Source organism: Albidovulum salinarum (assembly GCF_025673475.1).
GTDB lineage: Bacteria > Pseudomonadota > Alphaproteobacteria > Rhodobacterales > Rhodobacteraceae > Albidovulum > Albidovulum salinarum.
This window is the reverse complement of sequence record NZ_JAOVQO010000010.1, coordinates 23809-38626: the sequence shown is the minus strand read 5'-3', so window position 1 is coordinate 38626 and position 14818 is coordinate 23809. Positions and strand designations below refer to the sequence as shown.

20 protein-coding genes and 1 tRNA gene are annotated in these 14818 nt (G+C 67.8%); 13 read left to right on the top strand and 8 right to left on the bottom strand.

Annotated elements, in window-relative coordinates; translation table 11 throughout:
• The gene (locus tag OEZ60_RS11655; protein ID WP_263336265.1) at positions 1 to 1179 is read left to right on the top strand and encodes an MFS transporter; all 1179 of its coding nucleotides are present in this window, start codon (positions 1 to 3) and stop codon (positions 1177 to 1179) included.
• A 96-nt stretch (positions 1180 to 1275) separates the two neighbouring features.
• On the opposite strand, the gene OEZ60_RS11650 is transcribed toward OEZ60_RS11655, so the two are convergent.
• Positions 1276 to 2064, bottom strand: coding sequence for an enoyl-CoA hydratase (locus OEZ60_RS11650; RefSeq protein ID WP_263336262.1), 789 nt, complete (start codon positions 2062 to 2064; stop codon positions 1276 to 1278).
• 56 nt (positions 2065 to 2120) lie between these two features.
• Here OEZ60_RS11650 and OEZ60_RS11645 point away from each other — a divergent pair, with 56 nt between their 5' ends.
• The 4 genes from OEZ60_RS11645 (at position 2121) to OEZ60_RS11630 (ending at position 4131) form a co-directional block, all read left to right on the top strand.
• Positions 2121 to 2543, top strand: a complete 423-nt coding sequence (locus tag OEZ60_RS11645) for a PaaI family thioesterase (RefSeq protein ID WP_263336259.1) — start codon at positions 2121 to 2123, stop codon at positions 2541 to 2543.
• 183 nt (positions 2544 to 2726) lie between these two features.
• Positions 2727 to 3191: a 50S ribosomal protein L13 gene (rplM, locus tag OEZ60_RS11640; RefSeq protein WP_263336256.1), complete on the top strand. Its 465-nt coding sequence runs from the start codon at positions 2727 to 2729 to the stop codon at positions 3189 to 3191.
• Positions 3192 to 3193: 2 nt separating this feature from the next.
• A complete protein-coding gene (gene rpsI / locus OEZ60_RS11635; protein WP_263336253.1) occupies positions 3194 to 3682 on the top strand; it encodes a 30S ribosomal protein S9 in 489 nt (162 codons plus the stop codon).
• 194 nt (positions 3683 to 3876) lie between these two features.
• Positions 3877 to 4131 carry a hypothetical protein gene (locus OEZ60_RS11630; protein WP_263336251.1) on the top strand — a complete coding sequence of 85 codons (255 nt, stop codon included), beginning with the start codon at positions 3877 to 3879 and terminating at the stop codon, positions 4129 to 4131.
• Positions 4132 to 4210: 79 nt separating this feature from the next.
• Here the strand turns inward: OEZ60_RS11630 and OEZ60_RS11625 are convergent, their stop codons facing one another.
• Positions 4211 to 4429: a DUF1127 domain-containing protein gene (locus OEZ60_RS11625; RefSeq protein ID WP_263336248.1), complete on the bottom strand. Its 219-nt coding sequence runs from the start codon at positions 4427 to 4429 to the stop codon at positions 4211 to 4213.
• Positions 4430 to 4514: 85 nt separating this feature from the next.
• Here OEZ60_RS11625 and OEZ60_RS11620 point away from each other — a divergent pair, with 85 nt between their 5' ends.
• The 3 genes from OEZ60_RS11620 to OEZ60_RS11610 are packed head-to-tail and all read left to right on the top strand — an operon-like array spanning position 4515 to position 7232.
• Positions 4515 to 5936: an aminotransferase-like domain-containing protein gene (locus OEZ60_RS11620; RefSeq protein ID WP_263336245.1), complete on the top strand. Its 1422-nt coding sequence runs from the start codon at positions 4515 to 4517 to the stop codon at positions 5934 to 5936.
• A 4-nt stretch (positions 5937 to 5940) separates the two neighbouring features.
• On the top strand, positions 5941 to 6570 hold the full coding sequence (locus OEZ60_RS11615) for a DNA-3-methyladenine glycosylase family protein (protein ID WP_263336243.1): 630 nt from the start codon (positions 5941 to 5943) through the stop codon (positions 6568 to 6570).
• Positions 6567 to 7232: an alpha/beta hydrolase gene (locus tag OEZ60_RS11610; protein WP_263336241.1), complete on the top strand. Its 666-nt coding sequence runs from the start codon at positions 6567 to 6569 to the stop codon at positions 7230 to 7232. The genes OEZ60_RS11615 and OEZ60_RS11610 overlap by 4 nt, the downstream gene beginning before the upstream one ends.
• Positions 7233 to 7434: 202 nt before the next feature.
• On the opposite strand, the gene OEZ60_RS11605 is transcribed toward OEZ60_RS11610, so the two are convergent.
• Positions 7435 to 7851 carry a VOC family protein gene (locus OEZ60_RS11605; protein WP_263336239.1) on the bottom strand — a complete coding sequence of 139 codons (417 nt, stop codon included), beginning with the start codon at positions 7849 to 7851 and terminating at the stop codon, positions 7435 to 7437.
• Between the two features lie 156 nt (positions 7852 to 8007).
• Here OEZ60_RS11605 and OEZ60_RS11600 point away from each other — a divergent pair, with 156 nt between their 5' ends.
• From OEZ60_RS11600 to OEZ60_RS11580, 5 genes are all read left to right on the top strand, one after another.
• Positions 8008 to 8607, top strand: a complete 600-nt coding sequence (locus OEZ60_RS11600) for an HNH endonuclease (RefSeq protein WP_263336569.1) — start codon at positions 8008 to 8010, stop codon at positions 8605 to 8607.
• 291 nt (positions 8608 to 8898) lie between these two features.
• The gene (locus OEZ60_RS11595) at positions 8899 to 9678 is read left to right on the top strand and encodes a hypothetical protein (RefSeq protein WP_263336235.1); all 780 of its coding nucleotides are present in this window, start codon (positions 8899 to 8901) and stop codon (positions 9676 to 9678) included.
• Positions 9675 to 10256 carry an alpha/beta hydrolase family protein gene (locus OEZ60_RS11590; RefSeq protein ID WP_263336232.1) on the top strand — a complete coding sequence of 194 codons (582 nt, stop codon included), beginning with the start codon at positions 9675 to 9677 and terminating at the stop codon, positions 10254 to 10256. Before OEZ60_RS11595 ends, OEZ60_RS11590 begins: the two co-directional genes overlap by 4 nt.
• Entirely contained in the window at positions 10253 to 11002 is a 750-nt protein-coding gene (locus OEZ60_RS11585) for a hypothetical protein (RefSeq protein ID WP_263336229.1), read from the top strand. Before OEZ60_RS11590 ends, OEZ60_RS11585 begins: the two co-directional genes overlap by 4 nt.
• 79 nt (positions 11003 to 11081) lie before the next feature.
• Positions 11082 to 12038, top strand: coding sequence for an agmatinase (locus tag OEZ60_RS11580; RefSeq protein WP_263336226.1), 957 nt, complete (start codon positions 11082 to 11084; stop codon positions 12036 to 12038).
• Between the two features lie 59 nt (positions 12039 to 12097).
• On the opposite strand, the gene OEZ60_RS11575 is transcribed toward OEZ60_RS11580, so the two are convergent.
• From OEZ60_RS11575 to OEZ60_RS11555, 5 genes are all read right to left on the bottom strand, one after another.
• A complete protein-coding gene (locus OEZ60_RS11575) occupies positions 12098 to 12454 on the bottom strand; it encodes a RidA family protein (RefSeq protein ID WP_263336223.1) in 357 nt (118 codons plus the stop codon).
• 128 nt (positions 12455 to 12582) lie between these two features.
• Complete coding sequence (locus tag OEZ60_RS11570) at positions 12583 to 12822, bottom strand: hypothetical protein (RefSeq protein ID WP_263336220.1); 240 nt, start codon at positions 12820 to 12822, stop codon at positions 12583 to 12585.
• A 49-nt stretch (positions 12823 to 12871) separates the two neighbouring features.
• A tRNA-Gly gene (locus tag OEZ60_RS11565) sits at positions 12872 to 12945 on the bottom strand.
• Between the two features lie 62 nt (positions 12946 to 13007).
• Positions 13008 to 13988 (bottom strand): CorA family divalent cation transporter, encoded by a 981-nt coding sequence (locus tag OEZ60_RS11560; protein WP_263336218.1) that lies wholly within the window; start codon positions 13986 to 13988, stop codon positions 13008 to 13010.
• Positions 13989 to 14061: 73 nt separating this feature from the next.
• Positions 14062 to 14802, bottom strand: a complete 741-nt coding sequence (locus OEZ60_RS11555; RefSeq protein ID WP_263336215.1) for an endonuclease/exonuclease/phosphatase family protein — start codon at positions 14800 to 14802, stop codon at positions 14062 to 14064.
• Positions 14803 to 14818 lie beyond the last annotated feature (16 nt).

Sequence of the window (14818 nt, the reverse complement as noted above, 5' to 3'; positions counted from 1 at the left end):
ATGGCGCGGGCGGAGCGTCTCGGTGTCTGGCTGCTCGCGATCGGCCAGACGCTCGGGTTCGCCTCGCTCGTCTATGTCTTCGGCGCGATCCTGCTCGCGCTCGAATCCGGCAGCGGCTGGAGCCGGGCGGAGCTGTCGCTCGGGCCGACGCTGGCGCTCCTGACCCAGGCGCTGCTCGCGCCGTATTCAGGGCGGCTCGTCGATCGCGGGCTCGGCGGGCTTCTCCTCGGCGGCGCGGCGGCCCTGGGCGCGGCCTGCCTCATCGCGCTGTCGCAGGTGACGCATATCGGCCTCTGGCTCGGCCTCTGGGTGGTGATCGGCGCGGCGCAGGCGGCGAGCCTCTACGAGACCTGCTTTTCCTTCCTGACCCGGCGGCTCGGCCGCGACGCCCGGCCGGCGATCATCCGGGTGACGCTGGTCGCGGGTTTCGCCTCGACGCTCGCCTTCCCGATCGGGGCCTGGTCGGGTGCCGAGTTCGGCTGGCGCGGCGCGCTCGTCACCTTCGCCGTCCTGCAGGTTCTGATCGCGGTGCCGGCGAATGTCGCCGGGGTGGCGCTGCTCCGGCGCGGTGAACGGCGCGGGGCGCCCCTTGCCGAGACGCCGAAGGGCGCGATCCGGGCGGCACTGCGGCGGCCGGAGTTCTGGGCGCTCGCCGGTCTTTTTGGGCTGATGATGGGCAATCACACGATGCTCTTCACCTTCGCGCTGCCGGTCCTCACCGACCGCGGCGCGGCACCCGGCCTCGCGGTGCTCGTGGCCTCCTCGGTCGGACCGATGCAGGTCGCGGGGCGGGTCGCGTTGATGCTTGGCGGGGCGCGGATCCATGCCGGGGCGGCGGCGCGGGCGATCGCGCTCGTCATGTGCGCCGCGAGCGTGGCGCTGCTTGTTGCCTCCGGCGAGGCGTGGCTTCTGTTCCTCTACGCGGTCTGCCAGGGATCGTCGATCGGCATCGCCTCGATCCTCCGGCCGCTCCTGACCGCGGAGGCCTTGGGGTACGAGAACTTCGGCGCGCTGAGTGGCGCGCTGGCGATCGCGCCGCTGACTGCCGGGGCGGCGGCGCCGTTCCTCGGGGCTTTGCTGATCGGGGCGGGGGGCGTGACGCTCCTGCTCTCGGTCACGCTGCTCCTCGCGCTCGGCGCCGTCGCGCTGGCCTTGTGGCTCAGGACGCGCGGAATCTGAGCCTCCGGCGCTTGCCGAGGGCGGCAGAGGGGGCGCTGCCCCCCCTGCGGCTGCGCCGCATTCACCCCCGGGATACTTGGGAAAAGAAGACGAGGGTCAGGACCAGTCGGGCCGGCGCTTTTCGAGGAAGGCGCTGATCCCCTCCTCGGTGTCGCGCCAGAGCATGTTCTCGACCATGACGGCGGCGGCGTGGTCATAGGCCGCGTCGCGGGTCATTTCGATCTGGTCGTAGAAGGCGCGTTTGCCGATCTTCACGGCGGCGGTGAGTTTCTGCGCCACCGTCTCGGCGAGTGCGCGGGTCTCGGCGCCGAGCGCCTCGGCCTGCACGACCCGGTTGACGAGACCGACCTCGGCGGCGCGGGTGGCGTCGATGAACTGGCCCGTTGTCAGCATCTCGAAGGCGACCTTGCGCGGCACGTTTCGCGACAGTGCCACCATCGGGGTCGAGCAGAAGAGCCCGATGTTGACCCCGTTCACACCGAAGCGGGTGCCTTCGGCTGCAACCGCCATGTCGCAGGTCGCGACCAGTTGGCAGCCGGCGGCGGTGGCGATGCCCTGGACCTCGGCGATGACCGGCTGGGGCAGGGCGGGGATCAACTGCATCACCTCGGCGCAGCGGGCGAAGAGATCGGCGAAATAGGCGCGGCCCCTGTCGGGGGACTGCCGCCCGGCCTGCATCTCCTTGAGGTCGTGGCCGGCGCAGAACGCCTTGCCCGCGCCCTTGAGGACGATCGCGCGGATCGTGCCATCCCCGGCGAGGCGGGCAAACTCGGCCTTCAGCGCCGCGAGCATCGCGTCCGAGAGCGCGTTGAGGCTCGCCGGCGCGTTCAGCGTCAGCGTGGCGATGCCGCCGTGGTCGTCGCGCAGAAGGATCGGGTCGCTCATCTTGTCATTCCTCGCCGGTTTGGCGAAGTCTAGGGGGACGCGGGAGGAGAGGGAAGATGGCGACGGTGATGAACGAGGCCGATCTGGCCGCTTTTCTGGTGCGGGAGTTTCCCCAGGTCGAGTCCGACTTCCGGATCGAGCGGCTGACCGAGGACGGGATCGTGGTGCGGCTCAAGGTCACCGACCGCCACCTGAGGCCGGGCGGCACCGTCTCCGGCCCCTCGATCTTCGGGCTTGCCGACGTGGCGGTCTATCTCGCGATCCTCGCGCGGATCGGGCCGGTGGCGCTTGCGGTGACGACGAACGGCGGCGTCGATTTCCTCAGGAAGCCGGTCGCCGGCGCCGACCTGATCGGCACGGCGCGGCTCCTGAAGCTCGGCCGCGTGCTCGCGGTCGGCGACGTGCTGATCCGCTCGGACGGCCAGGAAGAGCCGGTTGCCCGGGCCTCGATGACCTATTCGATACCGCCGCGGCGCTGACTCTGGCGGGGCGGGCGGTGGAAAATTGGGGTATTTTAATACCTATTTTGTAAGCCATTGAAAACGTGTGCTTAAATACGCAAACGCCCTCTTGACGGCGGCAAGCGAATTGCGGAAAAGCCCCCATCTGAATTCCGGGCGCCCGTGGGGCGTCCTTTCGATCCCGAACTCGAAGGGCTGACAATGAAAACCTATACCGCGAAACCGGCGGAGATCGAGAAGAAGTGGATCCTGATCGACGCCGAGGGCGTCGTTCTGGGCCGCCTCGCCACGATCGTCGCCATGCGCCTGCGTGGCAAGCACAAGGCAACCTTCACGCCGCACATGGACATGGGCGACAACGTGATCGTCATCAATGCCGACAAGGTGCAGATGACCGGCAACAAGCGTGCCGACAAGCGTTACTACTGGCACACCGGCCACCCGGGCGGGATCAAGTTCCGCACCGCGGGCCAGGTGCTCGATGGCGCCCATCCCGAGCGCGTCGTGATCAAGGCGGTGGAGCGCATGATCTCGCGCAACCGTCTCGGCAAGCAGCAGATGTCGAACCTGCGCGTCTACGCCGGTGCCGAGCATCCGCATGAGGCGCAAGCCCCCGAAGTCCTCGACGTCAAGTCGATGAACCCGAAGAACACCCGGAGCGCATGAGCATGGCCGACGAAATCAAATCCCTCGACGATCTGAAGTCGGCGGTCTCGGGCACTGCCGCCGCCGTCGAAGCTGAGGCTCCGCGTGAGCCGGTCCGCGACGAACTGGGCCGCTCCTACGCCACCGGCAAGCGCAAGGACGCGGTCGCCCGCGTCTGGATCAAGCCGGGCTCCGGCAAGGTCACCGTCAACGGCAAGGACATCAACGCCTACTTCGCGCGTCCGGTTCTGCAGATGATCCTCAAGCAGCCGTTTCAGGTTGCCAATGTCGAAGGCCAGTTCGACGTGATGGCGACCGTCGTCGGCGGCGGCCTCTCGGGCCAGGCCGGCGCGGTGAAGCACGGAATCAGCCGCGCGCTGCAGCTCTATGAGCCCTCGCTGCGCCCGGCGCTGAAGGCCGCGGGCTTCCTGACCCGCGACAGCCGCGTCGTCGAACGGAAGAAATACGGCAAGCGCAAAGCGCGCCGGTCCTTCCAGTTCTCGAAGCGCTGATTTCGCTTCCGGCATCTGCCGGACCGCAAGATCTGGGGCGCGGCCTGCGGGCCGCGCCCTTTTCGTATTTTCATGACGTGTTTACATTGTTGCGGCATTGACGCGCTCACGCGGATGTGTGGGGCGGGCCGATTGACGCAAGGCTTGGCATGCCCCCATGTTCGTCTCATTGAGGCAGATAAAACGAGCAGAAAATGCCCATCCAGATGTCCTACCACAGCTCCCTCGGGGGCTTCGATTTCCTTGCGCTCCGCAAGGCGCCGTCGGGCGCCGTCGAGATCGTCTATGACGATGGCGTCAAGCGTCGCATGGTGTGGCGCGTGCGGTCGCAGGCGCAGGAAAACGTGATCGGTGATGTGCTGCGCCACGCGGTCAACCAGACCCGGGTCCTGCCGGCGCTCTATTCAGAACTGAAGCGCCGCTCGATCGCGATCGAAGCGGTGGCCTAAGGCCGTACTAAAAAAAAGCGGCCGGGCAGGGCCCGGCCGAGGAAAAGGGTCAGCCGTCGGGGAGGGACGGGACCCGGTTCTAGCGCCAGAATGGCGCGAGGACTTCGCGGTCGCGCGTGAGGCGGTCCACGCCGATATCCTTAAGGAGCTGGTCGTCGAGGCGGGCGAGTGCATGTCGGCTGCGGCGGCGTGCGGCCCAGGCCGCGATCGTCCGGTAGCCGAACTGGTACAGCACAAAAACCGAAACGCGTCCCAGGGGTGTGATTGCGTTCGGGGAAGGTTTTGCAAGCTGGTCCATGATGCACCTTTTGTATTGATACAATTGAAAATAGCTGGTATTTGTACAAGTACATTGGTGAAAGCATGAGCGCCACAGGTACATTGTGACGGATACAAGTTGGCTCCCGGACCTCGGAAGTTTCGACGGGCCGAAATATCTCGCCCTGTCGCGCTCTCTGCGCGAGGCGGTTCGGACGGGCGACTTGCCCGAGGGTGCGCGGTTGCCGCCGGTGCGCGATCTTGCCTGGCGGCTCGGCATGACGCCCGGCACCGTGGCGCGCGCCTACCAGATCGCGACCCAGGAGGGACTGCTCGAAGCCTCGGTCGGACGCGGTACGTTCGTCGCCTCCTCGCGGCCGAGATTCGGCCCATCTCAACCGCTTATGGCAGAGTATCGCCCGGTTGGACGATCGGCGGCCGAGCCGGCGTCCGGCCCGGTCGACCTGCGCACCCCGCAATTGCCCGACGTCGGGCAGGGGGGGGCGATTCAATCTGTGCTTGCACAACTCGCAACGGGAGCCTGCACGGACTATCTCGGCTATCCCGGCTTGCGCCGCGACGGCCCGCTTCGGGCGGCCTTCGTCGACTGGCTGTCCGACCGGGTGCTCGGTCCGATCACCGCCGAGGACATTGTATTGACACAAGGTGGGCAGAACGGGATCAACCTCGCCCTGCAATGCTGCCTCAAGGGAGCACGGCCGCAGGTGCTGTGCGAGGAGCTGGCCTATCCGGGCTTCCGCCACGCCGCGAGGCTCAACCGGGCCGAGATCGTGCCGGTGGAGATCGACGGCGCCGGCATGACTGCCGAGGCGCTTGACACGGCCTGCCGCCGCTCCGGCGCGCGGATCGTCTGCGTCACCACCGATGCGCAGAACCCCACGACCGTGCGGATGCCGCCCGAACGTAGGGCCGCCATCGCCGATGTGGCGCGGCGCCACGACCTGCAGATCATCGAGGACGATTGCTACTCGGTCCATGCCACCGCCGACCCCGCGCTCCGTGCGATCGCGCCGGAACGGACCTGGCATGTGACCTCGATCTCGAAGTCGCTCGTGGCGGGGCTGCGCTTCGGCGCCATCGTCTGCCCGACCGGGCTTGGCGAGGCGGGCCGACTGGCGATGCAGCATTCCTGCTTCGGCCTCGCCCGCCCGGTGACGGACATCGTCCACGCGCTCCTTGCCTCGGGCGAGGCGGCGCGTTTGCGCGACCGCGTGCAGGAGGTCTTTGCCCGCCGGCTCGAGATGACGCTCAATATCCTCGGCGCCTTCGACCTGTCCTGGCAGAAGGGCCTCGCCTTCGTCTGGCTGCGCCTTCCGCAGGGTTGGCGCGCCTCGACCTTCGCCCGCGAGGCCGAGGCCCAGGGCGTGCTCGTGCGCTCTGCCGACGAGTTTGCGCTGATCGAGAGCCACACGCCGAACGCGGTGCGGATTGCGCTGAACGGGGCGCTGAGCGAGGCCGAGTTCAACCGGGCGATGGGGGCGATGGCGCGGCTCCTGCGCAATCCGCCCGGCGATCTCCCGGTCTGAGCCGATGGTCGGCCGCATCATCGAGACGCCCGCCTGTGTCGCCGAGGGAGCCGCCTGGCTCGCCGCGCGCGAGCAGCGCTTTGCGGTGCTTCTTGGTGAAACGGGGCCATTGCCCCTCCGCCGCAAGCCCGATGGCTTCGCCGCACTCCTCGACGCGATCCTCGGTCAGCAGGTTTCGACCGCCTCGGCCTCGGCCCTCTGGGCGCGGCTCGAGGCCGCCGGCCTCGTCACCGAGGACGCCGTTGCGACAGCCGGCGAAGCGGCGCTGAGGGACTGCGGCCTCAGCCGGCAGAAGATCCGCTACGCCCAGGCGCTCGCCGAGGCGCGGCTCGACTATGCGGGCCTGCGGGAGGCAACGGATTCCGAGGTCATCACCACGCTCACCGCGCTGCCCGGCATCGGGCGCTGGACGGCGGAGATCTACGCGATCATCTCGCTCGGCCGCGCCGATGTCTTCGCGCCCGGCGATCTCGCGCTGCAGGAGGCGGCGCGGATGCTCTTCGACCTGCCCGACCGGCCGAACGAACGCGCGCTCCGCGCGATGGCCGAGGACTGGAGCCCGTGGCGGGCCATTGCGGCGCGCGCGCTCTGGGCCTACTACCGGCGCATGAGGAGCCGCGAGGGGATCAGATGACACGCGAACTGCAATTCGGCCGCAAGCCGGCCCGCTCGGGGCGGGCGACCTCGCTCATCGTCTTCCTGCACGGCTACGGTGCGGATGGTGCCGACCTTCTCGGCCTCGCCGATCCCTTGTCGCCGCATCTGCCCGACGCCGCCTTCGTCGCGCCAGACGCGCCCGAGCCCTGCGCCGGCAACCCGTTCGGCCGGCAATGGTTCCCGATCCCCTGGCTTGATGGTTCGACCGAGGCCGAGGCCGCATCGGGCCTGATCCGCGCCTCCGGCGATATCGACGCCTTCCTCGACGCGCGCCTTGCCGAGGAGGGACTTACGCCTGACCGGCTCGCGGTGATCGGCTTCTCGCAAGGCACGATGATGGCGCTCCATGTCCTGCCGCGGCGGCGCCAGCCGGTCGCCGGGCTCGTCGGCTTCTCCGGACGCCTGCTCGAACCGCAGCGCCTCGCGGCGGAATCGCAGTCGCGCCCGCCGGTTCTGCTCGTTCACGGCGATGCCGACCCGATGGTGCCCTTCGCCGAGATGGGGCTCGCCGGGCAGGCGCTGACGGATGCCGGGTTCGAGACCTACGGCCATGTGATGAAGGGCACCGGTCACGGCATCGCGCCCGACGGTCTGTCGGTGGCGCTGGCCTTCCTCAAGGAGAAGCTTCCGGGGGCTTGAAACCGCCGCGCGGGACGCTAGGTTTCCAGTTACGAACCTGAAGGAGAGCCCGACATGGAATTCGCCGCAATGACCGCCCTTGCCCTCATTGCCCTTGTTTTCGCGGTTTTCCAGTCCCGTCCGCAGCCGCAGCGCCTGCCGGTTCGCGTCGATCGCCGCGACCGGCGCCGCTGAATCGGCGCCCCCTGACAGTCCGAATCGCTCAGAACCAGAGCGCGGGTTCCGCGAACTCCACCGAGTTTCCGGCGGGATCCCGCACATAGACCGAGCGCGCGCCGTTCGGCCAGCGGAAATCCGCCTCTATCGCAATGCCGGCCGCTTCGAGATGCGCGCGCCAAGTGTCGAGTGCCTCGGCCGCGACCTTGAAACAGTAATGCCCCGGCCCGCTGGCGCCATGCCCCGGCACCGGCAGCGGCGATCCCGGGCGCGGCGGATGCGCGGTCGCTTCGGGGTTGAAGACCAGCAGGAGCGAGTCGCCCGCACGGAAGAAGACATGCCGTCCCTCCTGCCGGGTGACCACCTGAAGGCCGAGCGTTCCGGCATAAAAGGATTCGGCGGCGCCGAGGTCATCGACGTAAAGCGCCGATTCGAGCGTTCCGAGCACGGGCGGGACCGGCATTTTGCTGTCACTCCCCTGTCACTTTGCTGCGATACCAGCTTACAGCAGATAGCGGGGCTTGCCAGAGCCGATACGCCAGATATAGTTGTTGATAAGCAGGGGCGGGTGCTCCCGCCCCAGGTGCCGGACGGCACGCAGGGCGAGGACGTTGTTGAGATGCTCGACAGACCGGCCGAAATCGAGTTCAGGACCAGCTTCGTGCGGGAGCCGTCGGCCCTGAAGCACTATCCGGCGCTGGTGCTGAACGCAGACTTCCGCCCGCTCTCCTACTATCCCCTGTCGCTCTGGCCCTGGCAGGAGGCGATCAAGGCGGTCTTCCTCGACCGGGTGATGATCCTCGCGGAGTACGACGAGGTCGTGCGCTCCCAGCGCGCCGCGATCCGAATACCGTCGGTGGTGGTGCTGAAGGACTACGTCAAACCCCAGAAGCGCGTGGCCTTCACGCGCTTCAATCTTTTTCTGAGAGACGAATTCTGCTGCCAGTACTGCGGCTCGAAGGGCGATCTGACCTTCGACCACGTCCTGCCCCGGTCGCGCGGCGGGATCACGAGCTGGGAAAACGTCGTCGCCGCCTGCGCACCGTGCAATCTCAGGAAGGCGAACAAGCCGCTGAAACAGTCGGGCCTGACGCTGAAACGGCCGCCCTACCAGCCCTCGGCCGAAGACATGCAGCGCGCCGGCCGGCGCTTCCCGCCGAACCATTTGCACGACAGCTGGGTCGATTTCCTCTACTGGGACGCCGAACTCGAAGCCTGAGACGCGGTTGCATAATCTCTTGATTGTGAATGAAGGCGAACTGCAGCTGCATCCTCAGATCGGCGGGCTTGGGGAGGGTCGACGCTGGAGAACGTCAATGCTTCCCGACCCGAAAAGGCGGAGTGACGGCATATCTTCCCCGGCCGCCTGCCTGCGGCGGCCAGGGAACTCACCCAACCCCAGAAGGTCGGATGGAATGACGAAAGTAGGAACGTCTGGCCGCGCCTGTCGACCCGGCACGGCGCGGGCGCGGGAGATGGTCCGGCTTCATCGCCGCGAGGGCACCGTGGCATGAGCACGATCCTGAAGTGGGGCGCGGTCGCCATTCTGGTACTGCTGGCCGCGGTCATCGCCCACGACTGGCCGGTTCTGCGGCTGGCCCTGCCCTTGCCCCCGTCGGGCTCGGTCGAGGAGAGCTGGCACCAGCGTATGGCGGTGGTGATCGAGACGCCCTCGGGCGAAGTCAGCGGCAGCGCGGTGCAGGCCATCCGCTGGCAGGGTCTGGACGCGGCGCACCGGACGACGACACCGAGCAACGGCGCCCGGTCGCGCTTCTACCCGCAGGGTGAGGCGGTGGCGGTCGAGGTGACACCGGGACGCTGGCTCTTTGCGCTCTTGAAGGGCGCGCAGGGCTGGCGCGGCGAGCCGGGTGCCAACCTCGGTTTTGCGTTGGCGGTGCCGCAGGGTGCCTACGCCAGTTCGGTCGAGGCGATGGCGCTGATCAAGGCCCTGCCCAAGGACCGGCCGGTGCCGCTGCCATCCGAGGCATACCCGCTGTTCGTCACCTTCGACGACATAGCCGACCCGAAGTCGGTGCGGCGGGTCGACCCGGAGGATCTGGCGGCCACGTTCGGTCCCGGCGTGCGGCTTAAGGCGGTAACGCTGGCGGTGACGGAGGAGCCGGTGACCGAGGGGCGGGTCGAGGGGGTGTTGGGGGATTTAGCGGTCATTGGGCGACGGACTGACCCCGCAACACGCATCCAGTATCCGCCGGGCTTCCCTGAGGAAAATATTTCCTCTGACGTAAAATACTTTGATGTAGGCGCCTTTAAGACAGGATTGTACAAATGACGATCTCCAAGGACCTCTACCTCGCCATCCTGTCGATGGACGCCTACAACCGTGAGTACGGTGCGGGCATTGAGCTTGGCGGCGACACGTCGATTGGAGAATCGACGATCATTGACCGGCAGCTTGTTGGAATCGGCCGCGAGCAATATGACGCCTGGCAAGCCGCCGGCTTCTACGCCATTGCCTACGATACGCCCTACGGCACGGTAATCTCCTACCGGGGGACGGATTTCACGCCCGCCGAGGATTTCGCCGCCGATCAGACCGAGGGCTGGCCGCTCGGCGCCGGGAACGTCCTCAAGGAGCAGACGCGGCTCGCCGCCGATTTCCTCGATGCCGTGCAGCCCGACGACAGCGCGAAAAGCGTCATCCTCACAGGCCACTCCCTGGGCGGCGGGCTCGCGGGCTTTCAAGGCCGGATCTATGGCAACGAGGCGATCGTCTTCGACCCGATGACCTATCTGCGGTCGGCCGAAAACCTCTTTGAAATACTCAGGACCAACCCGAGCCACGACGCGGCGAACGCCCACATAGCGCTTCGCCGGGATCGGTCGTTCTGCGAAAGGGTCGCCGCGTGAAAAGCGCCACAAAAGCCGTTCGGATATTGTCCCTTGGCGCGGTGGCCGCAATCGCGATCTGGCTGTGGCCGTTCTTTAGCCTTTTCCTCCAGGACCATCACGTCTGGCACCAGAAGCTGGAACTGACAGTGGAAACCGCAGAAGGAATGAGGACCGGGGCCGCGATCGTTGAAGTGCGCGCAGCCTTCGGGCAGCAACCGCTGTCGGGCAACGAGGTGAGCTACGAACTCTCCGGCGAGGCGACGGTGGTCGAGGTGGCACCGGGCCGCTATCTCTTCGCGCTCTTGGGCGGGACGGAAGAACGCTACGCCTGCGCCGCCGGAAAGGCGCTGGGATGGGGCGGCCCATGGAACCCTTCGAATAGCGGCCTTCAGCGCGGAGAATGGTTGGCCGACGTGCCTCGTCAGGCGGGCAAGCCCGCGGTTTCGGTGTCAAAGGGCTGCCTTCCGGCAATGGTGACCTTCGACGACATCACCGATCCGAAGACGGTGCGACAGGTCGACCCGGAGGATCTGGCGGCCACGTTCGGCCCCGGCGTGCGGCTGAAGGCGGTGACCCTGACGGTGACCGACGAGCCAGTTGCTCCATGGCAGGATGGGCAGGTCGCGGAAGTCCTGCCAAAAGCCTTCTTCGACGCCTGGGGGGCAGTTCACAGGGGCGCCCTCGCCCAAGGCATCCGCGATCCATACTTCTCAAGCCTGCTCGGTCAGCTGTCGCGTTCAGATTTTCAGATAGGTGGACGATGACGATTTCGAGCGCGAAGAAAGGCGGCTTTACCTTTGCATCGAGCTCGGTAAGCTCGCGGTCGACAGCAGGGGAGCGGCCATGAGCGATCGATTTTTCCACCCGGTTTCCGGCATGGAGATGCCGCGCTTCGCGGGCATCCCGACCTTCATGCGCCTGCCGCATGTGCCCTTGGACCACCCGCGCGCGGACGAGGTTCAGATCGGGCTTGTCGGCCTGCCCTGGGACGGAGGAGTTTCGAACCGGGCCGGGCCGCGGCACGGGCCGCGCCAGCTGCGCGACGCCTCGACGATGATCCGCGCGCAGCATGGCGTGAGCGGGATGCGCCCCTTCGAGGCCGCGAACTGCGCAGACCTCGGCGACGTCGGGCCGAACCCGGTCGACAATCCCGACACGCTCAGGCGCTTCGAGGCCTATTTCACCGGCCTCAAGGAACGCGGCATCCGGCCGCTGGTCGCGGGCGGCGACCACCTCTGCACGCTGCCGGTGCTGCGCGGCATCGCGAAGGACGCGCCGCTCGGTCTGGTGCATTTCGACAGCCATACCGACCTCTTCCCGGCCTATTTCGGCGGCACCACGCTCACGCACGGCAATCCGTTCCGTTCGGCGGTGGAGGAGGGGTTGCTCGATCCCGCGCGGATGATCCAGATCGGCATCCGCGGCACGATGTACGACAGCGAGGATCGCGACTTCGCCAAGGCGCACGGGATCCGCATCGTCACGATCGAGGAATTCTTTGACCGCGGGGTCAAGGATGTGATGGCGGAGGCGCGCGCGATCGTCGGGACGAAGCCCGCCTACATGTCCTACGACATCGACTTCGTCGATCCCTCTGTCGCGCCGGGAACCGGCACGCCGGAATGGGGCGGACCCAATGCCTACGAGGCGATCCGGGTGGTGCGCGAATGCGCCGGGCTCAACATCGTCGGTGCGGACCTCGTCGAGGTGTCGCCGCCGGTCGATCCGACCGGCGGAACAGCCTGGCTCGGCGCCTCGCTGATGTTCGAGATGCTTTGCCTCATGGTCGCGGCCCTCTGAGCCGGCCTATTTTCTCGCAGACAAAATGCCGCTCTTTTGGCGAAAAACCGGACCGCCGCTCAGGCCTGTGCGGCGGTGATGATGATCTCGACCAGGTAGTCCGGCGTGGCAAGCTTGGCCTCGCCGGTCGCGCGGGCGGGGGCATGGCCCTTCGGAACCCAGGCGTCCCACACGGCGTTCATCGCGGCGAAGTCGGCCTTGATGTCCGCGAGCCAGATCTGCGCGCGCAAGATCCGGGTCTTGTCCGAGCCGGCGAGTGCCAGAAGCCGGTCGATCTCGGCCACGCAGTCGCGGGTCTGCTGGGTGGCATCGCCGCCCGGCTCGCCGACGACGCCGGCTAAGTGGATGACGCCGTTGTGGATGACCGCATTCGACATGCGGGTTTCTGTCTCTAACCTGACGATCTCGTTGCTCATTGCTTCGGTCCTTTGCTGGGGGAGTCGCGCAGCGATCCCTAGCGGCTCGGCGGGCGGAAGGAAACCGAAACCATCGGGCCCGCCACCAGAGCGGCGGCGGGTCCGTCCAGTAATGCGGTCGGGGCTGGTCAGCCGCCGAGCAGCACCAGCGCGGCGTTGAGATCGGCGACCGAAGCGTCGTGGTCGCCCGCCTCATGCGCGGCCTTGCCGGTCTCATAGAGCGCCATGACCTCGGCCTTGGTCGCGTCGTCGGCGGTGGAGGCGGCCAGCGCCTCGTCGATCTGGGCCATGATCGAGGGGCATTGAGCCGCGAAAGCCGCGCCGGAACCGGCGAGAACGATGGCCGCTGCAAGGATCGTGGTTTTCATCTGAATCTCCCTTGGTTGATAGGTTGGTTGAACCGGTCGTCACAAGGATTGGAGCGGGTGAAGGGAATCGAACCCTCGTATTCAGCTTGGGAAGCTGCTGCTCTACCATTGAGCTACACCCGCGTGGATCGTTGATTAGCGCGGGCGCGGGGACGTGGCAAGGGGGAAGCGGGCTGCAGCGCGCTTCAGAACCAGTTCCGCCAGCGCAGGATGACCCACAGACCGAGCCCGAGGAGCATCATCGCCAACGAGAGCGTCGCGAAGGCCCAGGGCCAAACGGTGCCCGGAATGCCCGCGACGTTCATGCCGAAGAGCCCGGTGAGGAAGCTCAGGGGCAGGAACACCACCGCCACGACCGACAGGATAAACCCGTTGCGGCCGAGCCGCGCGGTCTGCAGGCTGTCGATATGGGTGCGTAGGGCCGTGAGCCGGTCGCGGACCGTGTCGAGCTCCTCGACCGCGCGGGTGGTGCGGTTCGCGGCATGGCGCAGGGCGTAGCGGCTGGGGCTGGTGAGGAAGGCGGCCTCGATTCCCGCGAGCCGGTTCAGTGCCTCGCGCTGAGGGGCGATGTGGCGGCGCAGCTTGATCACCGAGCGCGCGAGCCGGGCGATCTCGGTGGTGTGGGCGGCGAGGGCCTCCGACTCGTCGTCGAGAAGCGCCTCCTCGATCCCGTCCAGAAGGTCCTCGCGCGCGGACGAGGCGGTCTCGATCCGCTCGGTGACGAGGTCGGCGAGACGGGCGACGAAGGCGGCGGGCGAGGCCGTCGCCCGGCCCTCGGCGATCTCGCGCCGGAGGTCGTCCATCGGAAAGACCCGCCGGAGCCGGGCCGTCACGACGAGGTTCGCCCGGATCCAGAGCCGGAGCGAGACCATGTCCTCCTCGGCCTGGCCGGGGTTGAGGTTCATCCCGCGAAGGGTGACGAGAAGCCCGTCGCCGATCGCGTCGCAATGCGGCCGGGTCTCGGCCTGCAGGAGGGCCGCGCGCACCGGCGCGGGCAGGTGCTCGGCGCTCCAGGCGACGAAGCCGGGATCGGTGCGCTCGAAATGCATCCAGCGCCAGATCGCGTCGGGCGCGGGCTCCGCGTCGGGCCAGGGATCGGACAGGGCACGCGCCGTCCCGTCCGGCAGGATGTCGTAGGCGGCGATCGGGGCGAGCGTCTGTGTCACGGTCTGTACCTTGGGATTCCGAAGATGCTGGCCGGGAACAGCGCCGGGCGCAATCGTGTTTCTAGTGACGGGTTTAGCCCGGCGCTGAGCCGGTCGGGGGCGGGTCGATCCGAAGATCGGCCCAGATCGGCAGGTGGTCCGAGGCGATTCGGGCCGGCGCTGAGGCATGGACGCCGGCATCCACGAGATGCAGGCCGGGGCCGAGCGCGATCCGGTCCAGGGGTGCGATCGGGCGCGCGGCGGGAAAGCTCGCGCCGGGCGCGTGGAGGCGGAACTCTGGCGCCAGCGCCTCGCCGCTGCCGCGCACCGACCAGTCGTTGTAGTCGCCGAGGATCGCCGTCGGCATTGCCGTGCGGCGGCCGATCGCGGCGCGGATCGCGGCTATCTGCATCGTCCGGTAGCGCCGGATCAGCCCGAGATGGACGCCGACGACGCGGATCGCCCCCGCCGTCGTCTCCGCCTCGAGGAGGACCGCGCCGCGCGGCTCCAGCCCCGGCAGCGCGATACGGCGGAGCGCCGTGACCTCGATCTCCCGGCGCACGAGGATGGTCTGGCCGTGCCAGCCAAGGCTCGGTCCGTCGAGGGCGAAGGGCGGCACGGTGTAGTCCGTCTCGCGCTCGATCAGCCGGTGCGGCAGCGCGGCGGGGCGTGGCGCGAGCCGGTGGTCGACTTCCTGCAGCGCGAGGATGTCGGCGCCGACCGCGTTGATCACGGACAACACCCGGCGCGGCAGTCGGCGTCGGTCGAGACCGAGGCATTTGTGCACATTATAGGAGGCCAGGCGCAGCATCATCCCCTCGGTTGGTGCGGTCAAATGTGGGCTTGAAGCG

Bases quoted from the DNA above. Each gene is read 5' to 3' on its own strand.
- OEZ60_RS11655 (WP_263336265.1), top strand. From the start codon at position 1: ATGGCGCGGGCGGAGCGTCTCGGTGTCTGGCTGCTCGCGATCGGCCAG.
- OEZ60_RS11650 (WP_263336262.1), bottom strand. From the start codon at position 2,064: ATGAGCGACCCGATCCTTCTGCGCGACGACCACGGCGGCATCGCCACG.
- OEZ60_RS11645 (WP_263336259.1), top strand. From the start codon at position 2,121: ATGGCGACGGTGATGAACGAGGCCGATCTGGCCGCTTTTCTGGTGCGG.
- rplM (WP_263336256.1), top strand. From the start codon at position 2,727: ATGAAAACCTATACCGCGAAACCGGCGGAGATCGAGAAGAAGTGGATC.
- rpsI (WP_263336253.1), top strand. From the start codon at position 3,194: ATGGCCGACGAAATCAAATCCCTCGACGATCTGAAGTCGGCGGTCTCG.
- OEZ60_RS11630 (WP_263336251.1), top strand. From the start codon at position 3,877: ATGCCCATCCAGATGTCCTACCACAGCTCCCTCGGGGGCTTCGATTTC.
- OEZ60_RS11625 (WP_263336248.1), bottom strand. From the start codon at position 4,429: ATGGACCAGCTTGCAAAACCTTCCCCGAACGCAATCACACCCCTGGGA.
- OEZ60_RS11615 (WP_263336243.1), top strand. From the start codon at position 5,941: ATGGTCGGCCGCATCATCGAGACGCCCGCCTGTGTCGCCGAGGGAGCC.
- OEZ60_RS11610 (WP_263336241.1), top strand. From the start codon at position 6,567: ATGACACGCGAACTGCAATTCGGCCGCAAGCCGGCCCGCTCGGGGCGG.
- OEZ60_RS11605 (WP_263336239.1), bottom strand. From the start codon at position 7,851: ATGCCGGTCCCGCCCGTGCTCGGAACGCTCGAATCGGCGCTTTACGTC.
- OEZ60_RS11600 (WP_263336569.1), top strand. From the start codon at position 8,008: ATGCTCGACAGACCGGCCGAAATCGAGTTCAGGACCAGCTTCGTGCGG.
- OEZ60_RS11595 (WP_263336235.1), top strand. From the start codon at position 8,899: ATGAGCACGATCCTGAAGTGGGGCGCGGTCGCCATTCTGGTACTGCTG.
- OEZ60_RS11590 (WP_263336232.1), top strand. From the start codon at position 9,675: ATGACGATCTCCAAGGACCTCTACCTCGCCATCCTGTCGATGGACGCC.
- OEZ60_RS11580 (WP_263336226.1), top strand. From the start codon at position 11,082: ATGAGCGATCGATTTTTCCACCCGGTTTCCGGCATGGAGATGCCGCGC.
- OEZ60_RS11575 (WP_263336223.1), bottom strand. From the start codon at position 12,454: ATGAGCAACGAGATCGTCAGGTTAGAGACAGAAACCCGCATGTCGAAT.
- OEZ60_RS11570 (WP_263336220.1), bottom strand. From the start codon at position 12,822: ATGAAAACCACGATCCTTGCAGCGGCCATCGTTCTCGCCGGTTCCGGC.